This window comes from Streptomyces sp. NPDC008139, from assembly GCF_042957025.1.
Lineage (GTDB): Bacteria > Actinomycetota > Actinomycetes > Streptomycetales > Streptomycetaceae > Actinacidiphila.
In genome coordinates this window covers 196,079-216,331 of record NZ_JBIBHM010000004.1, presented here as the reverse complement: position 1 = coordinate 216,331, position 20,253 = coordinate 196,079, and the positions used below count along the sequence as shown (strand labels likewise).

At 71.7% G+C, this 20,253-nt stretch carries 19 protein-coding genes and 1 pseudogene; 12 read left to right on the top strand and 8 right to left on the bottom strand.

All coding sequences use genetic code 11. The features are described 5' to 3' along the window. The first annotated feature begins 18 nt into the window (after positions 1-18). The 7 genes and pseudogenes from ACFZBB_RS09930 (at position 19) to ACFZBB_RS09900 (ending at position 5,260) form a co-directional block, all read left to right on the top strand. Positions 19-288: a hypothetical protein gene (locus ACFZBB_RS09930; protein ID WP_355338956.1), complete on the top strand. Its 270-nt coding sequence runs from the start codon at positions 19-21 to the stop codon at positions 286-288. Continuing rightward, positions 285-680 carry a helix-turn-helix domain-containing protein gene (locus tag ACFZBB_RS09925; protein WP_391119694.1) on the top strand — a complete coding sequence of 132 codons (396 nt, stop codon included), beginning with the start codon at positions 285-287 and terminating at the stop codon, positions 678-680. The genes ACFZBB_RS09930 and ACFZBB_RS09925 overlap by 4 nt, the downstream gene beginning before the upstream one ends. A 102-nt stretch (positions 681-782) precedes the next feature. Continuing rightward, positions 783-1,274: pseudogene (gene uraD, locus ACFZBB_RS09920) on the top strand (2-oxo-4-hydroxy-4-carboxy-5-ureidoimidazoline decarboxylase); the annotation flags it as partial. Between the two features lie 110 nt (positions 1,275-1,384). Next, a complete protein-coding gene (gene uraH / locus ACFZBB_RS09915; protein WP_391119692.1) occupies positions 1,385-1,762 on the top strand; it encodes a hydroxyisourate hydrolase in 378 nt (125 codons plus the stop codon). Positions 1,763-1,767: 5 nt separating this feature from the next. Next, positions 1,768-2,706, top strand: a complete 939-nt coding sequence (gene pucL / locus ACFZBB_RS09910; RefSeq protein ID WP_391119690.1) for a factor-independent urate hydroxylase — start codon at positions 1,768-1,770, stop codon at positions 2,704-2,706. 11 nt (positions 2,707-2,717) lie between these two features. Next, a complete protein-coding gene (locus ACFZBB_RS09905; protein ID WP_391119688.1) occupies positions 2,718-4,088 on the top strand; it encodes an 8-oxoguanine deaminase in 1,371 nt (456 codons plus the stop codon). 314 nt (positions 4,089-4,402) lie between these two features. Next, on the top strand, positions 4,403-5,260 hold the full coding sequence (locus ACFZBB_RS09900; RefSeq protein ID WP_391119686.1) for an NAD(P)H-binding protein: 858 nt from the start codon (positions 4,403-4,405) through the stop codon (positions 5,258-5,260). Here the strand turns inward: ACFZBB_RS09900 and ACFZBB_RS09895 are convergent. From ACFZBB_RS09895 to ACFZBB_RS09885, 3 genes are all read right to left on the bottom strand, one after another. Further along, positions 5,241-5,729: a GNAT family N-acetyltransferase gene (locus ACFZBB_RS09895; protein WP_391119684.1), complete on the bottom strand. Its 489-nt coding sequence runs from the start codon at positions 5,727-5,729 to the stop codon at positions 5,241-5,243. The genes ACFZBB_RS09900 and ACFZBB_RS09895 overlap by 20 nt on opposite strands. Positions 5,730-5,805: 76 nt before the next feature. Next, on the bottom strand, positions 5,806-7,425 hold the full coding sequence (aceB, locus tag ACFZBB_RS09890) for a malate synthase A (protein WP_391119682.1): 1,620 nt from the start codon (positions 7,423-7,425) through the stop codon (positions 5,806-5,808). A 129-nt stretch (positions 7,426-7,554) separates the two neighbouring features. Further along, entirely contained in the window at positions 7,555-8,220 is a 666-nt protein-coding gene (locus ACFZBB_RS09885) for an NTP transferase domain-containing protein (protein ID WP_391119680.1), read from the bottom strand. A 118-nt stretch (positions 8,221-8,338) separates the two neighbouring features. Here ACFZBB_RS09885 and ACFZBB_RS09880 point away from each other — a divergent pair, with 118 nt between their 5' ends. Both ACFZBB_RS09880 and ACFZBB_RS09875 read left to right on the top strand, forming a co-directional pair. Next, positions 8,339-10,021, top strand: a complete 1,683-nt coding sequence (locus tag ACFZBB_RS09880; protein WP_391119678.1) for a hypothetical protein — start codon at positions 8,339-8,341, stop codon at positions 10,019-10,021. A 72-nt stretch (positions 10,022-10,093) separates the two neighbouring features. After that, entirely contained in the window at positions 10,094-10,411 is a 318-nt protein-coding gene (locus tag ACFZBB_RS09875; protein ID WP_391119676.1) for a DUF5955 family protein, read from the top strand. A 440-nt stretch (positions 10,412-10,851) separates the two neighbouring features. Here the strand turns inward: ACFZBB_RS09875 and ACFZBB_RS09870 are convergent, their stop codons facing one another. Continuing rightward, a complete protein-coding gene (locus tag ACFZBB_RS09870) occupies positions 10,852-11,628 on the bottom strand; it encodes an IclR family transcriptional regulator C-terminal domain-containing protein (RefSeq protein ID WP_391119674.1) in 777 nt (258 codons plus the stop codon). A 208-nt stretch (positions 11,629-11,836) separates the two neighbouring features. On the opposite strand from ACFZBB_RS09870, the gene allB reads away from it, so the two are divergent. Further along, complete coding sequence (allB, locus tag ACFZBB_RS09865) at positions 11,837-13,198, top strand: allantoinase AllB (RefSeq protein WP_391119672.1); 1,362 nt, start codon at positions 11,837-11,839, stop codon at positions 13,196-13,198. A gap of 73 nt (positions 13,199-13,271) precedes the next feature. Here the strand turns inward: allB and ACFZBB_RS09860 are convergent, their stop codons facing one another. Genes ACFZBB_RS09860 through ACFZBB_RS09845 form a run of 4 tightly spaced genes read right to left on the bottom strand, consistent with a single transcriptional unit; the run spans position 13,272 to position 17,859 of the window. Continuing rightward, positions 13,272-14,627 (bottom strand): GH1 family beta-glucosidase, encoded by a 1,356-nt coding sequence (locus tag ACFZBB_RS09860; RefSeq protein WP_391119670.1) that lies wholly within the window; start codon positions 14,625-14,627, stop codon positions 13,272-13,274. A gap of 19 nt (positions 14,628-14,646) precedes the next feature. Next, on the bottom strand, positions 14,647-15,516 hold the full coding sequence (locus ACFZBB_RS09855; RefSeq protein ID WP_391119668.1) for an ABC transporter permease subunit: 870 nt from the start codon (positions 15,514-15,516) through the stop codon (positions 14,647-14,649). Then, positions 15,509-16,507, bottom strand: coding sequence for an ABC transporter permease subunit (locus ACFZBB_RS09850; RefSeq protein WP_391119665.1), 999 nt, complete (start codon positions 16,505-16,507; stop codon positions 15,509-15,511). The genes ACFZBB_RS09855 and ACFZBB_RS09850 overlap by 8 nt, the downstream gene beginning before the upstream one ends. Positions 16,508-16,518: 11 nt before the next feature. Next, positions 16,519-17,859 carry an extracellular solute-binding protein gene (locus ACFZBB_RS09845; protein WP_391119663.1) on the bottom strand — a complete coding sequence of 447 codons (1,341 nt, stop codon included), beginning with the start codon at positions 17,857-17,859 and terminating at the stop codon, positions 16,519-16,521. A 148-nt stretch (positions 17,860-18,007) separates the two neighbouring features. Between ACFZBB_RS09845 and ACFZBB_RS09840 the strand changes: the two genes are divergently transcribed. Both ACFZBB_RS09840 and ACFZBB_RS09835 read left to right on the top strand, forming a co-directional pair. Then, positions 18,008-19,315: an ROK family protein gene (locus ACFZBB_RS09840; protein ID WP_391119661.1), complete on the top strand. Its 1,308-nt coding sequence runs from the start codon at positions 18,008-18,010 to the stop codon at positions 19,313-19,315. Between the two features lie 95 nt (positions 19,316-19,410). Continuing rightward, entirely contained in the window at positions 19,411-20,229 is an 819-nt protein-coding gene (locus tag ACFZBB_RS09835; RefSeq protein ID WP_391119659.1) for an AIM24 family protein, read from the top strand. Positions 20,230-20,253: the final 24 nt, after the last annotated feature.

Below are 20,253 nucleotides of genomic sequence, written 5' to 3'. Positions count from 1 at the left end.
GCCACCCGAGGGGCCCTGGTGAGACTGAGGCTGGAATTCACGACCGAGCCGTTCGACCTGGACGAGCCGCCCGAGCACGCGGTGGTGGCCCGCGAGGTGGTCGAGGGCGCGTCGCTCGACGCGGTGGACGTCGGCCCGTTCGGCAACACCGCCGAGGGCGAGGCCGACGCGGTCGTCGCGTCCGTCGCGGAGCTGCTGCGGCGCACGCTGGCGGCGGGCGCCACCCGGGTGTCGCTCCAGGTCAACGTGGTCGCGGCGGCCGGGCGGGCGCAGGAGGACGGCAAGTGACGGGCACCGGGGTGCACCCCTTCGCCGCGGCGGTGAAGCCGCTGGTGGACGCGATGGGCGCGGAGATGGTCGCGCCGGACGAGGCGCGCGGCGACGACGTGGTGCTGAGCTGGGAGGGCGAGGAGGTGGTGGCCGTCAGGCTGCCCCATCTGGCCGACTCCCTCGACCACCTGCTGGCCGACCTCGAACGCCGGCACGGCTCGCTGCCCGCCCTGGGCCGCAAGGACAAGCAGACCGTCGTCCGCATCCTGGAGGAGCGCGGCGCCTTCTCCGTGCGGCACGGCGTGGAGACCGTCGCGTCCGCGCTCGGCGTCAGCCGCTTCACCGTCTACAACTACCTGAACAGGGAGAACGCTCTGAACAGCGAGAAGAGCGCCCGCGAGAGCGAGTGACCGGCCGCTGTTTCCTCTTCCGTCCGCTCCCGGACGGCTTTGTTACCGGAAGTTTTCAACAAACTGTTGACGTCGTACGGCGGCGGCTCTTAGCTTGCGACTGTGACTTCCAGCGCATCGCCGGGTCTGTCCCGGCTCAATGAGGCCACCTCGTCAGCGGCGTCCGCGCTGCTCCACGAGGTGTGCGCCAGTACGGCGTGGGCCGCCGCGCTGGCCGCCGGACGGCCGTACGACCGCCTCGACGACCTGCTCGCGGCGAGCGACACCGCCATGGCGGCGCTCACCGCGGACGACCTCGCGCAGGCGATGGCCGGACACCCGCCGATCGGCCGCCCGACCCCGGGCGACGCCACCTCGGCGCGGGAGCAGAGCGGGGTCGGCGCGGCCGAGCGCGAGGAACTGCTCGCGCTCAACCTGGCCTACCAGGACGCGCACGGCCATGTCTTCCTGATCTGCGCCACCGGCAGGACCGGTGAGCAGATGCTGGCCGCCCTCAAGGAGCGGATCGGCAACGACACGGACACCGAACGCGAGATCGTCCGCGCCGAACTGGGAAAGATCAACCGCATCCGGCTCACCCGCCTCGCCGGAGCCGGAGCCGGAGCCGGAGCCGGACCCGGGACCGGACCCGGACCCGGAACCGGGACCGGAGCCACCGCCGGACCCGGAGCCGCACGCGAGGCCGCGTCCGAAGGAGATCCCTCATGACCGACACGTCGGTGTCCACGCACATCCTGGACACGAGCGTCGGCCGCCCGGCGGAGGGCGTGCCCGTCCATCTGTCGGTGCGCGCCTCGTCCGGCGAGATCTGGTCGCCGCACGGGTCGTCGAAGACCGACGGCGACGGCCGCTGCAAGGATCTCCCGGCCCTGCCGGAAGGCACCACCCACGTACGGCTGCACTTCGACGTGGAGCCGTACCTCACCCGCCAAGCCAACGCACAGCAGGACGCCCCCCGCGCAAGGGACAGCGGAGCTTTCTTCCCGGAGGTGGCGATCGTCTTCGCCGTCAGGCCGGGCGAGCACTATCACGTACCGCTGCTGCTCAATCCGTTCGGCTACTCCGTATACCGAGGGAGCTAGCACCGATGACCGCCACTTCCCGCCCGTCCCACCCGGTTTTTCTCGGCCAGAACCAGTACGGCAAGGCAGAGAACCGCGTCGTCAAGATCACCCGCGACGGCGGCACGCACCACATCAAGGACCTGAACGTCTCGGTCGCGCTCTCCGGCGACATGGACGACGTGCACCTGTCCGGCTCCAACGCCAACGTGCTGCCGACCGACACCACCAAGAACACGGTGTTCGCCTTCGCCAAGGAACACGGCATCGAGTCCGCCGAGCAGTTCGGCATCCACCTCGCCCGGCACTTCGTCACCAGCCAGGAGCCGATCAAGCGGGCGCGGATACGGATAGAGGAGTACTCCTGGGAGCGGATCGCCGCCTCCGAGGCGGGCTCCCGTTTCATCGGCGCCGACGAGATCCAGCACTCCTTCGTCCGCAAGGGCCAGGAAACCCGCACCACCGAGGTCAGCTACGACGGCGAGAACTGGCAGGTCGTCTCGGGCCTGAAGGACCTGGTGGTCATGAACTCCACCAACTCCGAGTTCTGGGGCTTCGTCAAGGACGAGTACACGACCCTCAAAGAGGCGTACGACCGCATCCTCGCCACCGAGGTCACCGCTCGCTGGCGTTTCAACTGGACCAGCGACGAGCGGCGCGCCCCGCAGTGGGAGAAGGCGTACGGGCAGGTCCGCACGGACCTGCTGGAGGCGTTCGCCGAGACGTACTCGCTCTCGCTCCAGCAGACCCTCTACGCGATGGGCTCGCGGGTCATCACCAGCCGCTCCTACGTGGACGAGGTCCGGCTCTCGCTGCCCAACAAGCACCACTTCCTGGTCGACCTGGAGCCGTTCGGCCTCAAGAACGACAACGAGGTCTATCTCGCGGCCGACCGTCCGTACGGCCTCATCGAGGGCACCGTGCTGCGTGACGGCGCCGAGCCCCGCATCCCGGTGACGGACTGAGAGGCACCACCATGAGCAACCGCATCGTCATCGAGAACTGCGGCGTCGCGACCGTCGACGCCGACGACACCGAGTACGCCACCGGGCACGTCGTCGTCGCGGACAATCTGATCGAGTCCGTCGGAGCGGGCCCCGCACCGGCCGGCCTGGAGAACGTCACCCGCCGGATCGACGGCACCGGACACCTGGTCACCCCCGGCCTGGTCAACACCCACCACCACTTCTACCAGTGGATCACCCGCGGCCTCGCCCAGAACAGCAACCTCTTCAACTGGCTGGTCGAGCTGTACCCGACCTGGGCGCGGATCGACGAGCCGATGGTCTACGCGGCGGCCTCCGGGTCGCTCGGCGTGATGGCCCGCGGCGGCGTCACCACCGCGATGGACCACCACTACGTCTTCCCGCGCGGCGCGGGCGACCTGCTCGGCGCCGAGATCCGGGCCGCCGCCGAACTGGGCGTGCGCTTCACCGCCGCCCGCGGCTCGATGGACCGCGGCAAGAGCGACGGCGGACTGCCGCCGGACTTCGCCGTGGAGACCACCGAGGGCGCGCTGCTCGCGACCGAGGAGGCCATCGACACCCACCACGACGCCTCCTTCGGCTCGATGCTGCACATCGCCGCCGCGCCCTGCTCGCCCTTCTCGGTCTCCACCGAACTGCTGCGCGAGGCCGCGGTGCTGGCCCGCCGCAAGGGCGTCCGGCTGCACACGCACGGCAGCGAGACGGTGGAGGAGGAGAAGTTCTGCCACGAGCTGTTCGGCATGGGCCCGACCGACTACTTCGAGTCCACCGGCTGGCTCGGCGACGACGTGTGGATGGCGCACTGCGTCCACATGAACGACTCCGACATCGCCGCCTTCGCCCGCACCGGGACCGGCGTCGCGCACTGCCCGTCGTCCAACGCCCGGCTCGCCGCGGGCATCGCCCGGGTGCCCGACATGCTCGCCGCCGGGGTCCCGGTCGGCCTCGGCGTGGACGGCACCGCGTCCAACGAGTCCGGTGAACTCCACACCGAACTGCGCAATGCCCTGCTCATCAACCGCCTCGGCGGCGGCGAGAAGGCGCTGAACGCCCGTCAGGCCCTGCGCCTGGGCACGTACGGCGGCGCGCGCGTGCTCGGCCGTACCGCCGAGATCGGCTCCCTGGAGGCCGGGAAGCTCGCCGACCTCGTGCTGTGGAAGCTCGACGGCATCGCGCACGCCTCGATCGCCGACCCCGTCGCCGCGCTGGTCTTCGGCGCCGCGGCCCCGGTCACCCTGTCGCTGGTCAACGGCGTGCCGGTGGTCGAGAACAACCGGCTCACCCGCGCCGACGAGGACGCCGTCGCGCGGCTGACCAGGACCGAGGCGCAGCGCCTCGCGCGGATCGCGGGCCTGGCGTAACACCGTGGCCACCGCCGCGAAAGCGACCGGTCGGGGAGGGACGGCCCCCGACCGGTAGCCGGGCCCTGTCCTGACACGGGTCCGGCGACACCGCCCCCGGACCGTGGGACCACGGTCGGCCCCACGGCCCCGGGGGCGGCGCCTCCCCGAAACCACAGCCCGCACCCCGGCGCGCGCGCCGGGCCGGGTGCCACGGCGGGTACGCGACGACCTCCCGCTCCGCGCCGTTTACTATGCGTTCAGCCGGACGTCCGCGCCCCGCCGGGTGCGGGGCGCGGCAGGCAGGATCCCGCCACAGCCAGAGGTGAGCGCCCGTGAGCCCGACCGAGCCCGTATCCGCCGAAGGCTCCGCCGCCGAGCCCGGCACGGGGGCCGTCACCCTGGTCACCGGCGGCACCGGCACCCTCGGCCGCGCGCTGGTCGACCGGCTGCTCGCCCTCGGCCGCCCGGTACGCGTGCTCAGCCGCGGCCCGCGCGGGGCCGACGACGCGCGGCCGTGCGAGTGGGCGGTCGGCGACCTGCGGACCGGCGTCGGCATCGACGGCGCGCTCTTCGACGGCGTCGGCACGATCGCGCACTGCGCGACCACCAACGGCCGCGGCGACGTCGAGGCCACCGAGCGGCTGACCGGAGCGGCGGTGCGCGCGGGCGGCGACCCGCACCTGGTGTACATCTCGATCGTCGGCGTCGACCGCGTCCCGCTCGGCTACTACCGCGCCAAACTCGCCGCGGAGACCGTCGTGGAGGAGTGCGGGCTGCCGTGGACGGTGCTGCGCACCACGCAGTTCCACGACCTGGTGGCCCGGCTCACCGTCGCGCAGCGGCGGCTGCCCGCGATCCTGACGCTGTCCGGAGTGAGCTTCCAGCCGGTCGACGTCACCGAGGTCGCGGACCGGCTCGCGGACCTGGCCGGAGGCGAACCCCTGGGCCACGCACCGGACTTGGGCGGTCCGCAGATCCGCAGCGCCGCCGATCTGACCCGCGCGACCCTGCGCGCGGCGGGCCGCCGCAGGCTTGTCGTACCGCTGCGGCTGCCCGGCGCCCTGGCGGGCGCGCTGCGCGCGGGCGGCAATCTGACCCCCGATCACGCCGACGGCCGGATCACCTACGACTCCTGGCTCGCCGCCCGCACCCCGCCCAGGAAGCCGGGGATCACAGCGCCCGGTGCATGACGTGCAGGCCGACATAGCCCAGACGCGGATGCCGGAACCCCTCGGGGACCGTACCGATCACCCGGAAGCCCAGTGACTCGTACAGCTTCACCGCGTACGTGTTGGACTCCACCACGGCGTTGAACTGCATGGCGCGGAAGCCCTCGCGCTCCGCCCAGCGCAGCGCCTCCTCGCACAGCGCGCGACCCACACCGCGGCCGGAGTGCGCGGGGTCGACCATGAAGCTGGCGCTGGAGACATGGGCGGCGTTGCCGCCCTGGTTGGCGTTCATCTTGGCGGTGCCGAGCACCGTGCCGTCGTCGCTGACGGCCACGACCGTCCGCGCGGGCGGCGCGAGCAGCCAGTAGTCCCTGGCCGTCGCCTCCGGGATGTCCGTCGGATAGCTGAAGGTCTCGCCGTCCGCGCAGATCCGCCGCAGGAACGGCCAGATCCGCGGCCAGTCGGCCTCGGTCACATCACGGATGAGCATGCGGAGCAGCATGAACGGCCGCCGGCGCCGGGTGCAAGCGCGTTTCGGCGCGGCGGCCGTTCCCGGGCGCCGGGGCTCAGTCCGCCAGCAACTCGTAGGCGGGCAGCGTCAGGAAGTCGACGTACTCCGCGTCGAGCGCCGTGCGCAGCAGCAGCTCATGGGCCTCGGTCCACTTGCCCGCCGCGAACGCCTCGTCGCCGATCTCCTCGCGGATCGCGGCGAGTTCGTCGGCGGCCACCCGCAGCACGAGGTCGTGGGTCGCTTTCTCGCCGTTCTCGAAGACGACCCCCGCGTTGATCCACTGCCAGATCTGCGAGCGGGAGATCTCGGCGGTGGCGGCGTCCTCCATCAGGTTGAAGATCGCCACCGCGCCGAGGCCGCGCAGCCACGCCTCGATGTAACGGGTGCCGACCTGCACCGCGTTGCGCAGCCCGTCGAAGGTCGGCTTCGCGTCCAGCGAGGCGATGTCGATCAGCTCGGCGGCGGTGACGTGCACGTCATCGCGCAGCCGGTCCTTCTGGTTCGGCCGGTCGCCGAGGACCGCGTCGAAGGAGGCGCGGGCGATCGGCACCAGGTCGGGGTGCGCGACCCACGAGCCGTCGAAACCGTCCCCGGCCTCACGGTCCTTGTCCGCCCTGACCTTCTCGAACGCGACCTTGTTGACCTCCGCGTCGCGCCGCGACGGGATGAAGGCGGCCATCCCGCCGATCGCGTGCGCGCCGCGCTTGTGGCAGGTGCGCACCAGCAGTTCGGTGTACGCACGCATGAACGGGGCCGTCATCGTCACCGCGTTGCGGTCCGGGAGCACGAAACGGGCGCCGCCGTCACGGAAGTTCTTGACGATGGAGAAGAGGTAGTCCCAGCGGCCCGCGTTCAACCCCGAGGCGTGGTCGCGCAGTTCGTACAGGATCTCGTCCATCTCGTACGCGGCGGTGATCGTCTCGATCAGCACGGTCGCGCGCACGGTGCCCTGCGGGACGCCCACGTAGTCCTGCGCGAAGACGAACACGTCGTTCCACAGCCGGGCTTCGAGGTGCGACTCGGTCTTGGGCAGGTAGAAGTACGGGCCCTTGCCGAGGTCGATCAGCCGCTGGGCGTTGTGGAAGAAGTACAGGCCGAAGTCGACCAGGCCGCCGGGGATCTGCTCGCCGTCCACGGTGAGGTGGCGCTCCGGCAGGTGCCAGCCGCGCGGGCGCATGACGACCGTGGCCAGGTCCGCCGGGTCGCCGAGCGCGTACGTCTTGCCCTCGGGGGAGGTGAAGTCGATCCTGCGCTCGTAGGCGTCGATCATGTTGACCTGGCCGCCGATGACGTTCTCCCAGGTGGGGGCGGAGGCGTCCTCGAAGTCGGCGAGCCAGATCCGCGCGCCGGAGTTCAGCGCGTTGATGGTCATCTTGCGGTCGGTGGGGCCGGTGATCTCCACCCGGCGGTCGTCGAGCGCGGCGGGCGCGGGGGCGACCCGCCAGTCGCCGTCCCGGATGTGCGCGGTCTCCGGGAGGAAGTCGAGGGTGCCGGTGCGGGCGATCCCGGCGCGCCGCTCCTGGCGGCGGGCCAGCAACTCGGCGCGGCGGGGCGCGAAACGGCGGTGCAGTTCGGCGAGGAACACCAGCGCCTCGGGGGTCAGCACCTCCTCCGCGCGGGGGACGGGTCCGGCGGCCTCGGAGACGACGGCCGGAGACGGCGCTGATGCGGGCATGCTGTCACTGCTCCAGAGTGCGAGTGTGCCTGGCGCCCGCCGGGGTGCGGGACTGGCACCGGGTGCCAGGGCCGGTCCGAGGTACGGGCGGTTCTGCAAGGTGGAGTATAGATTTCACAGTGCGGAAGTTCAACGCTTTGTGGCACGGGGTGCAGCCGCAGGGTCCGCCCGGTCCGGGGCGGGCCGGAGAAGCCCCAGGTCGGCGGGGGTGTCGATATCGGCCGGGTCGCCGATGTCACCGCACTCCACGAGCACGGTGTGGTCGGCGTGCTCACGCAGATACGTACGCGCCCCGCGGTCCCCGGTGGCGCTGCCCGCGACCCCGGCCCAGCGGGCGCCGCCGATCAGCACCGGGTGGCCGCGCCTGCCGTCGTACACCGCGGAGGCCAGGGCCGACACCAGGGCCTCGCCTCCACCGGCCGCCGCCAGCACGCGGGCGACGGCAGCCGCGCCCACGCCGGGCTGGTCCACCAGGGTGATCAGCGTCGCGGCCGGGGCGTCGGCCGACGCCGCGAGCGAGGCGAGCCCGGCCCGCAGCGAGGAGCCCATGCCCTCCTCCCAGCGCGGATTGCGCACCACCACGCAGCCGGAGAGGTCGGCGCGCTCCGCCACCTCGTCGGCCGCCGCGCCCAGCACCACGTGCACCGGGCCGCAGCCGCCCGCGCGCAGCACCCGTACCGCGTGCTCCACCAACGGCCGCCCCTCGTACGGCAGCAGCGCCTTCGGCCGCCCGCCCAGCCGCCGCCCGCCACCGGCCGCCAGCAGCAGTCCGGCTACCTCGCCCTTTGTGTGCATAACTCCTGCATACCGTGACGGGACCAGGGCCGAACAGGCCGCGGTCGGCATGGCGTGTTCCGGTATCGTCGGCGTGAGGGCCGGAAGGGGCGGTGACCGGCCGAGGGAACGGGGACTGATGGGCGCTCAGCACTTCCAGCCGCTGACGGCCGAGGATCCGACCGGCGTCCCGGGCTACCGGATCAGCGCGCGGCTCGGCGGGCGCGTCTACCTCGCGCACGCGCCGGGCGGCATACCGGTCGCGCTCCGCCTGATCGACCGGCTCCCGCCCGACGTGCACGCCCTGCGGCAGGTCCACGGGCCCTACGTCGTCCCCTTCGTCGACGGCGGCACCGACGACCCCGGCGCGGGCCCCTGGCTCGCCACCGCCTACGTCCCCGGCCTCTCGCTGCGCACCGCCGTCACCACCACAGGGCCGCTCCCGGTCCCCAGCGTCCTGCGGCTCGTCGCCGGAATCGCCGAAGCGCTGCGCACCATCCACCACCGCGGCCTCACCCACGCCGCCCTCACCCCCGCCCACGTCCTCCTCGCCGCCGACGGCCCCCGCGTCAAGGACTTCGCCCTGACGGGTGTGGCCGCATCCGATACGTCAGCCGCCGGATCCGTTGCCGCGGAGGGCTCGCCCGCCGAGGGGCCGGTGCCCGTCTCGCTCATGGGGGAATCCGTCGCCGACGAGCCGCCCGCCGCGGCGGCGTTCTTGGCGCCCGAGCAGGTGGCGGGGAAGGCCGGGGGGCCCGCGGCCGACGTGTTCTCGCTGGGGCTGATCGCCGCGTACGCGGCCGTCGGAGGGGCGGCCGTCGGGGGCGGGGAGGCGGATCTCAACGAGCTGCCGGGGGAGCTGCGGGAGATCGTGACGCGGTGCCTGATCAAGGACCCCGCGCTGCGGCCGTCACCCGCGCAGATCATCGCGATGTGCGCGCAGGCGGCGCCCGACGCGTCGCGGCGGCGGGCGGACCGGTGGCTGCCGCCGGCGCTGCTGGCGGCGATCGTTCCGGCGATGCCGCCGCCCGCGCCGCCGATACCGGTGGCGCCGCCGACCGGGCATCCGGGATCGCTGCACTACGGGTGGGCGCGGCCGACCGCCGGGCACGTACCGTACCGCCCCCACCTGCCGCACTTGCCGCACCTCCCGCGCCCGCCCGCCCGGCGCCGGGGCGGCACCGTCCTGGCGGCGGTCGCCGCCCTGGCGGTCGTGGCCGCCGTCGGGGCCGTCCTCCTCGACCGCTCCGACGACGACCACCGCGCGAGCGGCGCGTCCACCGCGCCCGCCGCGGCGCCCACCACCTCGCCGCCGGACTCCGGCGCCGGTGGCGGGGACGCGACCGGCGCCCCCGAGCAGCCGAGCGGCATCCGTTACGCGGGCATACGGCTCCCGGCGGGCTCGGGCCTTTCGCTGACCCAGGACCCGCCCGTGGTGCTCCCCGGCCCCTTCACCGGGGACATCGGCTTCACCCCGGAGCCCGAGGCGTTCGGTACCGACCCCGCCCACGGCACCGTCGCCCTGCTGGACCCGGCCGCGCCCGACACCCTCGCGGGCTGCCGCGGCGCCGCCGCAAGCCCTTCCATCCCACGGGACTCGGTGAGCGCGGGCTCGCGCGTCTGCGTACAGTCCGCCGACGGCACGGTCGCACTGGTCGTCTTCCGCACGCTGACGCCGGAGGGCGCTCCGGCACCCAGTGCCAGTCTGGACGTCACCGTGTGGCGGACCGAGGGGCGCAGCGCCGAGGCCAACCAGGACGGCATTCCAAACCCACAAGCGCTCGGCACAGTGAGTTTGGCGCATTTTTTGAAGACCGTATAGCGCGACCGGCTCCGCTTCGCGTTAACTGATCGGCCCCGGAGGCCACGTCGGAGAACCGGGGGCGGAGTGGGTGTGAGGCAGAAGTACGCGGTGGGGGAGACACAGGTGGTCGGTGCGCCGGGGGCGGCGGAATTACGGGCGGCGGTGGCTCGCGTTCAACGGGAACTCGCGGCGTATCGCCCGGCGTTGCCGGACCGCGCCGTCGCGGAGGACGAGCTGGCCGTCCTGGCGCGGCTCGCCGCGCAGCCGGCGCCGGCCGCGATACGCGACGCCGAGGCCGTTCGGCACTCTCTTTTACTCGTCGCCGCCGCTCTCGGTTCGGTCAGCGCCCTGACCGAACCGCTCGCGGAGCTGCACGAAACGGTGGAGCGCGCGACGCCGACGTGCTGACGTCGCGGGTGCCGTCCTGTGCGGGTGCCGCCTGTTCGTGGGTCGGTCCCGGTCCGGGGCACCTCCTCGGGCGACGAACCTGCGGGCACCTGCGCCTGCTTCTGGCGTTGCCCGTTCGTCCCCCTGCGGGGGCACCCCGGCCCGTCCCCTCCCGACCGTCGTCGGCCGCCGGTCCGTTGTGATCCAACCGGCGGACCGTCAGTTGCCGATGGGCCGGAGAGGACGGTGCGGGGTGCCCCGCAGAAGTGCGTCGACCGGTCTGCTGTGGCTGAGGGGGAGACGAGTAGCGAGCCGCCGACTGGCCCGAGGGGACGGTGCGGGGTGCCCCCGCAGAAAAGCGGTGACAAGAAGGGCGCCGAATACGCCAGGGCCCGGCAGCCGCATTTCGAGGAGGTGCCCCGGACCGGCACCGACCCATGGACAGGCGGAGGCGGTGCGCCTCAGGAGGACGGCGACGGCGCCGTGGTGGTGGCCAGGGCGAGCGACAGGGCCTGGGCCACGTCATGGAGGACGGGGATGATCTTGTCGGTGGCGGATTCGGTGACGCGGCCGGCCGGGCCGGAGATGGAGATGGCGGCGGCGGTGGGGGAGTTGGGGACGGTGACGGCGAGGCAGCGGACGCCGACCTCTTGTTCGTTGTCGTCCACGGCGTAGCCCATCGCGCGGATGCGGCCGAGTTCGGTGAGGAAGTCGTCCGGGTCGGTGATGGTGCGGTCGGTGGCGGCGGGCATGCCGGTCCGGGCGAGCAGGGCGCGTACCTCCTCCGGGGGAACGTCGGCGAGCAGGGCCTTGCCGACGCCGGTGGAGTGGGGGAGGACGCGGCGGCCGACCTCGGTGAACATGCGCATGGAGTGGCGGGAGGGGACCTGGGCCACGTAGACGACCTCGTCGCCGTCGAGCAGGGCCATGTTGGCGGTCTCGCCGGTGGCCTCGACCAGTTCGGCGAGGTAGGGGCGGGCCCAGGTGCCGAGCAGGCGGGAGGCGGTCTCGCCGAGGCGGATCAGGCGGGGGCCGAGTGCGTAGCGGCGGTTCGGCTGCTGGCGGACGTATCCGCAGCTCACGAGGGTGCGCATCAGGCGGTGGATGGTCGGCAGCGGGAGCCCGCTGCTGGAGGACAGCTCGCTGAGCCCCACCTCGCCGCCCGCGTCCGCCATGCGCTCCAGCAGGTCAAAGGCCCGTTCGAGGGACTGGACGCCCCCGGCGCGGTCAGCAGACACGTGCGATCCCCTCGGCAAGGTCGGCGTTCGTCGGCAATCATGGCGGTGCGCAGTGCGCGAAGGCGTCGGCGGCCAGGTCACCAGCCGTGCCGACGGTGTTGCGAAATGCGGTTTCCGCTCTGCGGAAGCTTACACGCCCTTGACGGTGTGCGGGATCTTCCTGCACATTGCGTTTCAACGAATTGTTGAAGGTGTGGTGGGAGGGTACGTGAAGGACGCGGAGGAACTGATCCTGCGCTCGCGGCGCGTCGTGACGCCGGAGGGCGAACGGCCCGCGGTGGTCGCCGTCAGCGGCGGAGTGATCAGCGCGGTGCGGCCGTACGAGGCCCCCGACCCGGCCGGGGCACGCGTGGTCGACCTCGGCGACGACGTCCTGCTGCCCGGCCTGGTCGACACCCACGTGCACATCAACGACCCCGGCCGCACGGAGTGGGAAGGCTTCGCGACGGCCACCGCGGCGGCTGCGGCGGGCGGCATCACGACGCTGATCGACATGCCGCTCAACAGCGTCCCGCCGACCACCACCACCGCGCATCTGACGGTCAAGCAGGACACCGCGCGCGGCCGGGTGCACACCGACGTCGGCTTCTGGGGCGGCGCCGTCCCCGGCAACGTCAAGGACCTCCAACCCCTGCACGACGCGGGCGTCTTCGGCTTCAAGTGCTTCCTGCTGCACTCCGGCGTCGACGAGTTCCCGCAGCTCGCCCCGGCCGAACTGGAGGAAGCCCTCACCGAGTTGACCCGGTTCGACGCCCTGCTCATCGTGCACGCCGAGGACCCGGGGCTGATCGACGGCGCCCCGCGGCGCGGCGGCCCGCACTACGCCGACTTCCTCGCCTCCCGGCCGCGCGCCGCCGAGGACACCGCCATCGCCGGTCTGATCGCGCTGGCCAAGCGGCTCGGCGCCCGCGTCCATGTGCTGCACCTGTCCTCCTCCGGGGCGCTGCCGCTGATCGCCGCGGCCAAGCGCGAGGGCGTCCGCGTCACCGTGGAGACCTGCCCGCACTTCCTCACCCTGACCGCGGAGGAAGTCCCGGACGGGGCAACGGAGTTCAAGTGCTGCCCGCCGATCCGCGAGGCCGCCAACCAGGACGCGCTCTGGCGGGCGCTGGCCGACGGCACCATCGACTGCGTGGTCTCCGACCACTCGCCGTCCACCGTCGACCTCAAGCGCAAGGACACCGGCGACTTCGCCGCCGCCTGGGGCGGCATCTCCTCGCTGCAACTCGGCCTGCCCGCGATCTGGACCGAGGCCCGGCGCCGCGGCCACACCGTCGCCGACGTCGCCCGCTGGATGTCCGCGGGACCCGCCCGGCTCGCCGGACTCACCGCCAAGGGCGCCATCGCTGTGGGCTACGACGCCGACTTCGCGGTCCTCGCCCCCGAGGAGACCTTCACCGTCGACCCGGCCCGCCTGCTCCACCGCAACCCGATCACCGCCTACGCGGGCAGGACCCTGCACGGTGTCGTACGCGGTACCTGGCTGCGCGGCGAGCGGATCGCCGACCACGGCGCGGTGACCGGCGAGCCCGTCGGCCGGCTCATCGAACGGCCGGCCGACGGGAGTTGAGGCCCGTCAGGGGCGGGCGCGCGGAAGGGGTGCCGCATCCCCGGGACGGCACCCCTCATCCGCGACCGCGATCTCAGGCCGCGCGCCGCACCCGGCGCCGGTGGGCGGCGATGATGTCCGCGTAGCGGCGACCACTGCCCTTGATCGTGCGCTTCTGCGTGGGGTAGTCGACGTGCACCAGACCGAAGCGCTTGTCGTAGCCGTACGCCCACTCGAAGTTGTCCAGCAGCGACCAGGCGTAGTAACCGGCCAGCGGCACCCCGCGGCGGATCGCCCTGGCGCAGGCGGCCAGGTGCTCCTCCAGGTAGGTGGCCCGCTCCGGGTCGTCGACCTGTCCGTCGGGACCGACGGTGTCGTGGTAGGCGGAACCGTTCTCCGTCACGAAGATCCGGCTCGCGCCGTACTCCTCGGAGAGCCGGACCAGAAGCTGCTCCAGGCCGTCGGCGTTGACCTCCCAGTCCATCGCGGTCCGCCGGACGCCCGGCAGGTACACCGACTTGGCGTACGGCGCGGGGCCCGTCGGGTCGTCCGTGATGACATTGCGGAAGTAGTAGTTCAGACCCAGCCAGTCCAGCGGAGCGGCGATCGACTCCAGGTCGCCGTCCTTGATCGGCAGGTCCACGCCGTACAGCTCCACCATGTCCTGCGGGTAGCCGCGGCCGTGGATCGGGTCCAGCCACCAGCGGTTGGTGTGTCCGTCCGCGCGCCGGGCGGCGGCCACGTCGGCGTCGCGGTCGGTGGCGGGCTCGCACGGGCTGAGGTTGTTCACGATGCCGATCCGCAGATCGGAGTGGGCCGCGCGCAGCGCCTGCACGGCCAGGCCGTGGCCGACGTGCAGGTGGTACGAGGCGCGGACCGCCGCCGTCAGGTCCGTCCAGCCGGGGGCCATGGTGCCCTCCAGGTGGCCGATCCACGCCGAGCACAGCGGCTCGTTGAGCGTCGCCCAGTCCTTGACACGGTCGCCGAGCGCCTGCCCGACGACGGCCGCGTACTCGCCGTACCGCTCGGCGGTCTCCCGCTCGGGCCAGCCGCCCCTGTCCTGCTGCGCCTGCGGCAGGTCCCAGTGGTACAGCGTGGCGTTGGGCGTGATGCCCGCTTCGAGCAGGGCGTCGACCAGCCGATCGTAGAAGGCGAGTCCGGCGGCGTTGACGGCGCCGGAACCCTGCGGGATCACCCGCGGCCACGCGATCGAGAAGCGGTAGGAGTCGAGGTCCAGAGCGCGCATCAACTCCAGGTCCTCGGGCCAGCGGTGGTAGTGGTCACAGGCGACGTCGCCGGTGTCGCCGCCCGCGACCTTGCCGGGGGTTCGGGAGAAGGTGTCCCAGATGGACGGGGCCCGGCCGTCCTCGTCCACCCCGCCCTCGATCTGGTAGGCGGCGGTGGCCGCGCCCCAGACGAAATCGGCGGGAAGAGAGCTGAGGTCGTTCACAAGCAGCCTTTCGGTGGGGTCACTTGACGGCGCCGGCGGTGAGCCCGGCGACGAGGTAACGCTGGAGGAGGAGGAATCCGGCGACCACCGGCACACTCACCACGAGCGACGCGGCCATGACCTGGTTCCAGTACACGTCGTTCTGGCTGGCGTATCCGCGCAGACCCACGGCGAGCGTCCTGGTCGAGTCATTGGTCATGACGGACGCGAAGAGCACTTCGCCCCACGCCGTCATGAACGCGTAGACGCACACGGCGACGATGCCGGGGATGGCGGCCGGCACGACGACCCGGAACAGCGCGCCGAGCGGGCCGCAGCCGTCCACCTTCGCGGCCTCGTCGAGGTCGCGCGGGATGGAGTCGAAGTACCCGACCAGCATCCAGATGGAGAAGGGGAGGGAGAAGGTCAGATACGTGATGATCAGGCCGAGCCTGCTGCCGTAGAGCTGGATGCCCGTGCTGTTCCCGATGTTGACGAAGATCAGGAACAGCGGCAGCAGGAACAGGATGCCGGGGAACATCTGCGTCGAGAGCACCGTGACGGTGAAGAACCGGCGGCCGGGGAAGCGGTAGCGGCTCACGCCGTACGCCGCGAAGATCGCGATGACCACCGAGAAGAGGGTGGCGCTCACCGACACGATCAGCGAGTTCATGAAGTAGTGCCCGAGCGGCACGGTCTTCCAGATGTCGACGTACGGCCGCAGGGTGAGGCCGTTCGGTATCCAGTGGAACGTGCCCTGCACGTCCTGCAACCGCTTCAGCGACGAACTGAGCATCACGTACACGGGAGTGAGCACGAAGAGCAGCAGCAGGGTCAGAACGACCCGGCGGGTCCACAGGAAGGACTTCGGGGAGGCCATCGGCGACGGCTGCACGGGGATCCTAGGCATCGACTTCCCGCTTCCGTGTGAACAGCAGGTAGAACGCGGTCACCACGAGCAGGAAGAGCAGCAGGAGCACGGACATCGCCGAGCCCGAGCCGAAGTTCCAGGTGATGAACGACGACTGGTAGATGTGGATGGAGATCAGGTCGGCCGCGTGCGGTGCGGAGTTGCCGAAGAGCACGAACGGCGTGTTGAAGTCGTTGAACGTCCACAGGAAGAGCACCAGGACCAGTACCTGGTTCACCGGCCGCAGCGACGGCAGGGTGATCTTGCGGATCTGCTGCCAGATGCCCGCGCCGTCCATCGCCGCGGCCTCGTACAGCTCGCGCGGGATGTTCTGCAGACCGGCCATCAGGCACAGGAACGCGAACGGCCAGGACTTCCACACCGACACGATGACCAGCGCCCAGAAGCTGTTGTCACCGATCAGCCAGAACGGCTTGTTGGAGGTGAGGTGCAACTGGTCGTGCAGTACGTGGTTCACCAGGCCGGTGTCCTGCTGGAACATGAACGCCCAGGTGATGACGGCCGCGTAGACCGGGAGCGCGTACGGCACCAGGAAGATCGCGCGCATGATCGCCCGGCCGCGGAAGGCGTCCTGCATGAGGATCGCCGCCGCGGTGCCGATCAGCCAGGACAGGCCGACCGACAGGACGGTGAACATGACGGTCACCCAGAACGAGTGCAGCAGCGCCTCGCCGACGGGCTGGTTGAACTTGACCGCCATGCGGTAGTTGTCGAGACCGGTCCAGGGCGCGCTGCCCCAGTCGCGGATGAAGAACTGGGTGAGCCCTTTGAAGCTGATCACGATGCCGACGACCATCGGCACCAGGTGGATCAGCAGTTCCAGGATCAGTGCGGGGAAGAGCATGAGGTACGGCACGCCGACACGGCGCAGCCGAGCGGGAATACGCGGCCGGAGCCGGCCCCTTCCGACGGGCTTGCCGTCGGAGGGGCCGGCCTCGGGAGCGCTCCGAGGAGGGGCAGTGGCAGTCATGGAGCCGATCCTTAGGAAGCGGGCATCTGCTGCTGCGCCTTGGTCAGCGCGGCCTTGACGGAGTCGGTCGAGACGTCCTTGCCTGCCGCGGCGTCCGCGAACAGGTCCTTGACCGCGGTACCGACCAGGGTCTCGAACTGGGCCTCGTTGGCGACCTGCGGCAGCGGGGCGGCGGAGCTGCCCAGCACGCTCGCGAGGGTCTTCAGGTCCGGGGTCTGGAAGGCGGGGTCGCTCTGCGCGGCCTTGACCGGCGGCAGCGAACCGTACGTCGAGTTGAGGGTCTTCTGCTCGGCGTCGCTGGTCATGAAGTTGACGAGCTTCAGGGCGCCGTCGATGTTCTTGGAGTTCTTGAAGACCGCCAGGTTGATACCGGCGACCATCGAGGTCACACCGGCGTCGCCGGTCGCGCCCGCCTGGAGCGTCGGGACGGGAACCACGCCGTACTGGTCGGGGTTCATGCCGTGCGACTTGATCGAGGTGGCGGCGGACTGCCACATCATCATCGCGGCCTTGCCGGTGGCGAAGTCGGTGATGGTCTGGTTCTGCGCGTACTCCGCGTTGCCCTTCGCGGCGATCTTGTCCTTGGCGATGAAGTCGACGTACTGCTTCACCGCGGCGACGTTGTTCGGGCTGTCGAAGGTCGCCTTGCCGGACGCGTCGAACCAGTCGGAGCCCCGCTGCTTGGCCAGCACGAAGGCGTGGTGGATGTTCTCGGAACCGTTGCCGCCCTCGACCGCGAGGCCGTAGTGGCCGTCCTTGGTGAGCTTCTTGCCGTCGGCGACCAGCTCGTCCCAGGTCTTGGGCGGGTTGGCTATGCCGGCGTCGGCGAACATCTTCTTGTTGTAGTACAGGCCGTACGCCATCGAGTACAGCGGCACCGCGGCCGGGTCCTTGCCGGCCGCGCCGGCGGCGGCGATCGACGCGGGCGCGAACTTGTCCTTGCCGCCGATCTTCGCGAAGGTCGCGTCGTCGAAGGGCAGCAGGGCGCCGGTGGCCTGGAGGGAGGCGGACCAGGTGTTGCCGATGTTCAGCACGTCGGGACCCTGGCCGGAAGTGGCCGCCGCGAGGATCCGGTTGAGCAGGTCGGACCACGGGATGACCTCCAGCTTGACCTTGATGCCGGTCTGCTGGGTGAACTTGGCGAGTTCGGGGGTGAGCACCTGCTTGTCGTTGTCCAGGCTGGTGCCCTGGTTGCTCGCCCAGTACGTCAGCGTCTTGCCGCCGCCGCCCGTGTTGGTCTTGCCGCCCTTGTCGCTGCTGTCCGAGCCGCCACAGGCGGAGATGGTGAGACCGAGCGCGGCCACGAGGGCAGTGGCCGCGAGGAGTCTGCTGGAGGTGCTGGAGGTGCGCATAACGGGTCCCTCTCAGAGGTGGGTTCGCTTCAGGAAGTGAACAGCGCCTGTGCCTTAATTCAGGCCGTGATTTAACTTGTGAGAAAAGGTGGCGTCAAGACCCCGTGCAGCGATAGATTCACGCCGGACGAGACGGGAGGGCGACAAAGTGGCTGAACGCGGCAAGCGAACAGTGCGTGACCTGCGGCGGGGCAACCGTGCATCGCTTCTGCGTCATTTGTATTTCGAGGGACCCCTCAGCCGCCAGGAGTTGGGCCGGGACACCGGCCTCAGCGCCGGGTCGATCAGCAACGTCGTCGGCGAGCTGATCGCCGACGGCATGGTCGAGGAGGCGGGTGCCGTCGAGTCCGACGGCGGTCGGCCGCGCATCCTGCTCCAGGTCTCCGCCGGATACGGATACGTGGTCGGCGTGGACGTCGGCGAGACCCGCGTCAGGGTCGAGCTGTTCGACCTCGCGCTGACCGAACGGGCCGCGGCCGACCTGCCGTTGTCCGACAGCGGCCACGACGTCGACCACGTCGTACGGCTCGCGCTCGAAGGCATCGAGTCCGTGGTCCGCGAGGCCGGGATCGACGACAGCGAGGTGCTCGGCGTCGGCATCGGCGTCCCCGGCATCGTCGAGCAGGGCGACAACGCGCCCGGCGAGGGCGACGGCGTCGTCGTGCACGGCCAGACCATCGGCTGGGAAGCCGTCCCCTTCGGCCGCCTGCTGCGCGCCGGGACCGCCCTTCCGCTCTACATCGACAACGGTGCCAAGACCCTCGGCCAGGCCGAGATGTGGTTCGGCGGCGGACGCGGCTCGGGCAACGTCGTCATCGCCCTCATCGGCTCCGGCGTCGGCGCGGCCGTGGTCGCCGACGGCACCCCGTACCGCGGCGCGAGCAGCAGCGCGGGGGAGTGGGGCCACACCACGCTGCGGGTCGGCGGGCGCACCTGCCGCTGCGGCTCACGCGGCTGCCTGGAGGCGTACGTCGGCGCCGAGGCGCTGCTCGGCCGCTGGCCGTCGGCGCCCACGGGGGTCAGCGAGGAGACCGGCCTGGCCGCGCTCATCGCCGCCGCCGACCACGACCCCGAGGCCGGGGGACTGCTCGCCGAGGCCGCCGAATACCTCGGCGCCGGGATCGCCGACCTGATCAACCTCTTCAACCCGCAGCGCATCGTCATCGGCGGCTGGGCGGGCCTGCTGCTCGGCCCCCGGCTGCTGCCCACCGTCCGCGAGGTCGCCGCCGCGTACTCCCTGCACCACCCCTGCGCGCAGACCTCCATCGAACTGGGCAGGCTCGGCGCCGACGCGGTCACCGTGGGCGCCGCGACACTGCCGCTGGCCCGTTTCCTCGACGCGGGCGGCGAGCGGACCGTACGGCTGCCCGCGCAGCCCGCAGGGCCCGACGGCGGCGGCCCGGCACACGGCGGCCCCGCTCCGGCGCGGAACCGGATCGCGCGGGCGATACGTTGACGGTGAGGCACTGGTGGTGTGCCGCGCCGGGGCTACGCTCGGGCCGGCGGCCACCCGCCCGCCGCACCTTGGCCCGTCGTCCTAGGAGTACCGCTGTGACCCTCCAGCAGCAGATCGTCGGCAACGCCATGCAGATGGCCGTCTGCACCCTCAGCCAGGGCCAGACGGTGTACTGCGAGGCGGGGAAGTTCCTGTTCAAGACGGCCAACGTGTCGATGGAGACACGGCTGGGCGGCCCCGGCTCGGGCGGTTCAGGTTCAGGTTCCGGGTCCGGCGGCTCCGGTGTGGGCGGCATGCTCCGGCAGGCCATGGGCACCGCCATGCAGGTCGGCCAGCGCGCCCTGGCAGGGGAGTCGCTGGCCTTCCAGTACTTCACCGCCTCGGGCGGCGAGGGCACCGTCGGCTTCGCCGGTGTGCTCCCCGGCGAGATGCGCGCCCTCGAACTGACCGGCTCACGCGCCTGGTTCGCGGAGAAGGACGCCTTCGTCGCCGCCGAGTCCACCGTCCAGTTCGGCATCGCCTTCGCGGGCGGACGCCAGGGCATGAGCGGCGGCGAGGGCTTCGTCCTGGAGAAGTTCACCGGCACCGGCACGGTGATCATCGCGGGCGCGGGCAACTTCATCGACCTCAACCCCGCCGAGTTCGGCGGCCGGATCGAGGTCGACACCGGCTGCATCGTCGCCTTCGAGGAAGGCATCCAGTACGGCGTCCAGCGCATCGGCGGCCTCAACCGCCAGGGCGTCATGAACGCCGTCTTCGGCGGCGAGGGCCTGTCCCTGGCCACCCTCGAAGGCAACGGCCGGGTCATCCTCCAGTCCATGACGATCGAAGGACTCGCCAACGCCCTCAAGAAGTCCCAGGGCGGCGACAAGCAGGGGCCCACCGGCGGTCTGTTCTCCACGCACGCGGGCTGACCCCGGCCGCCGCCGTTCCGGCCG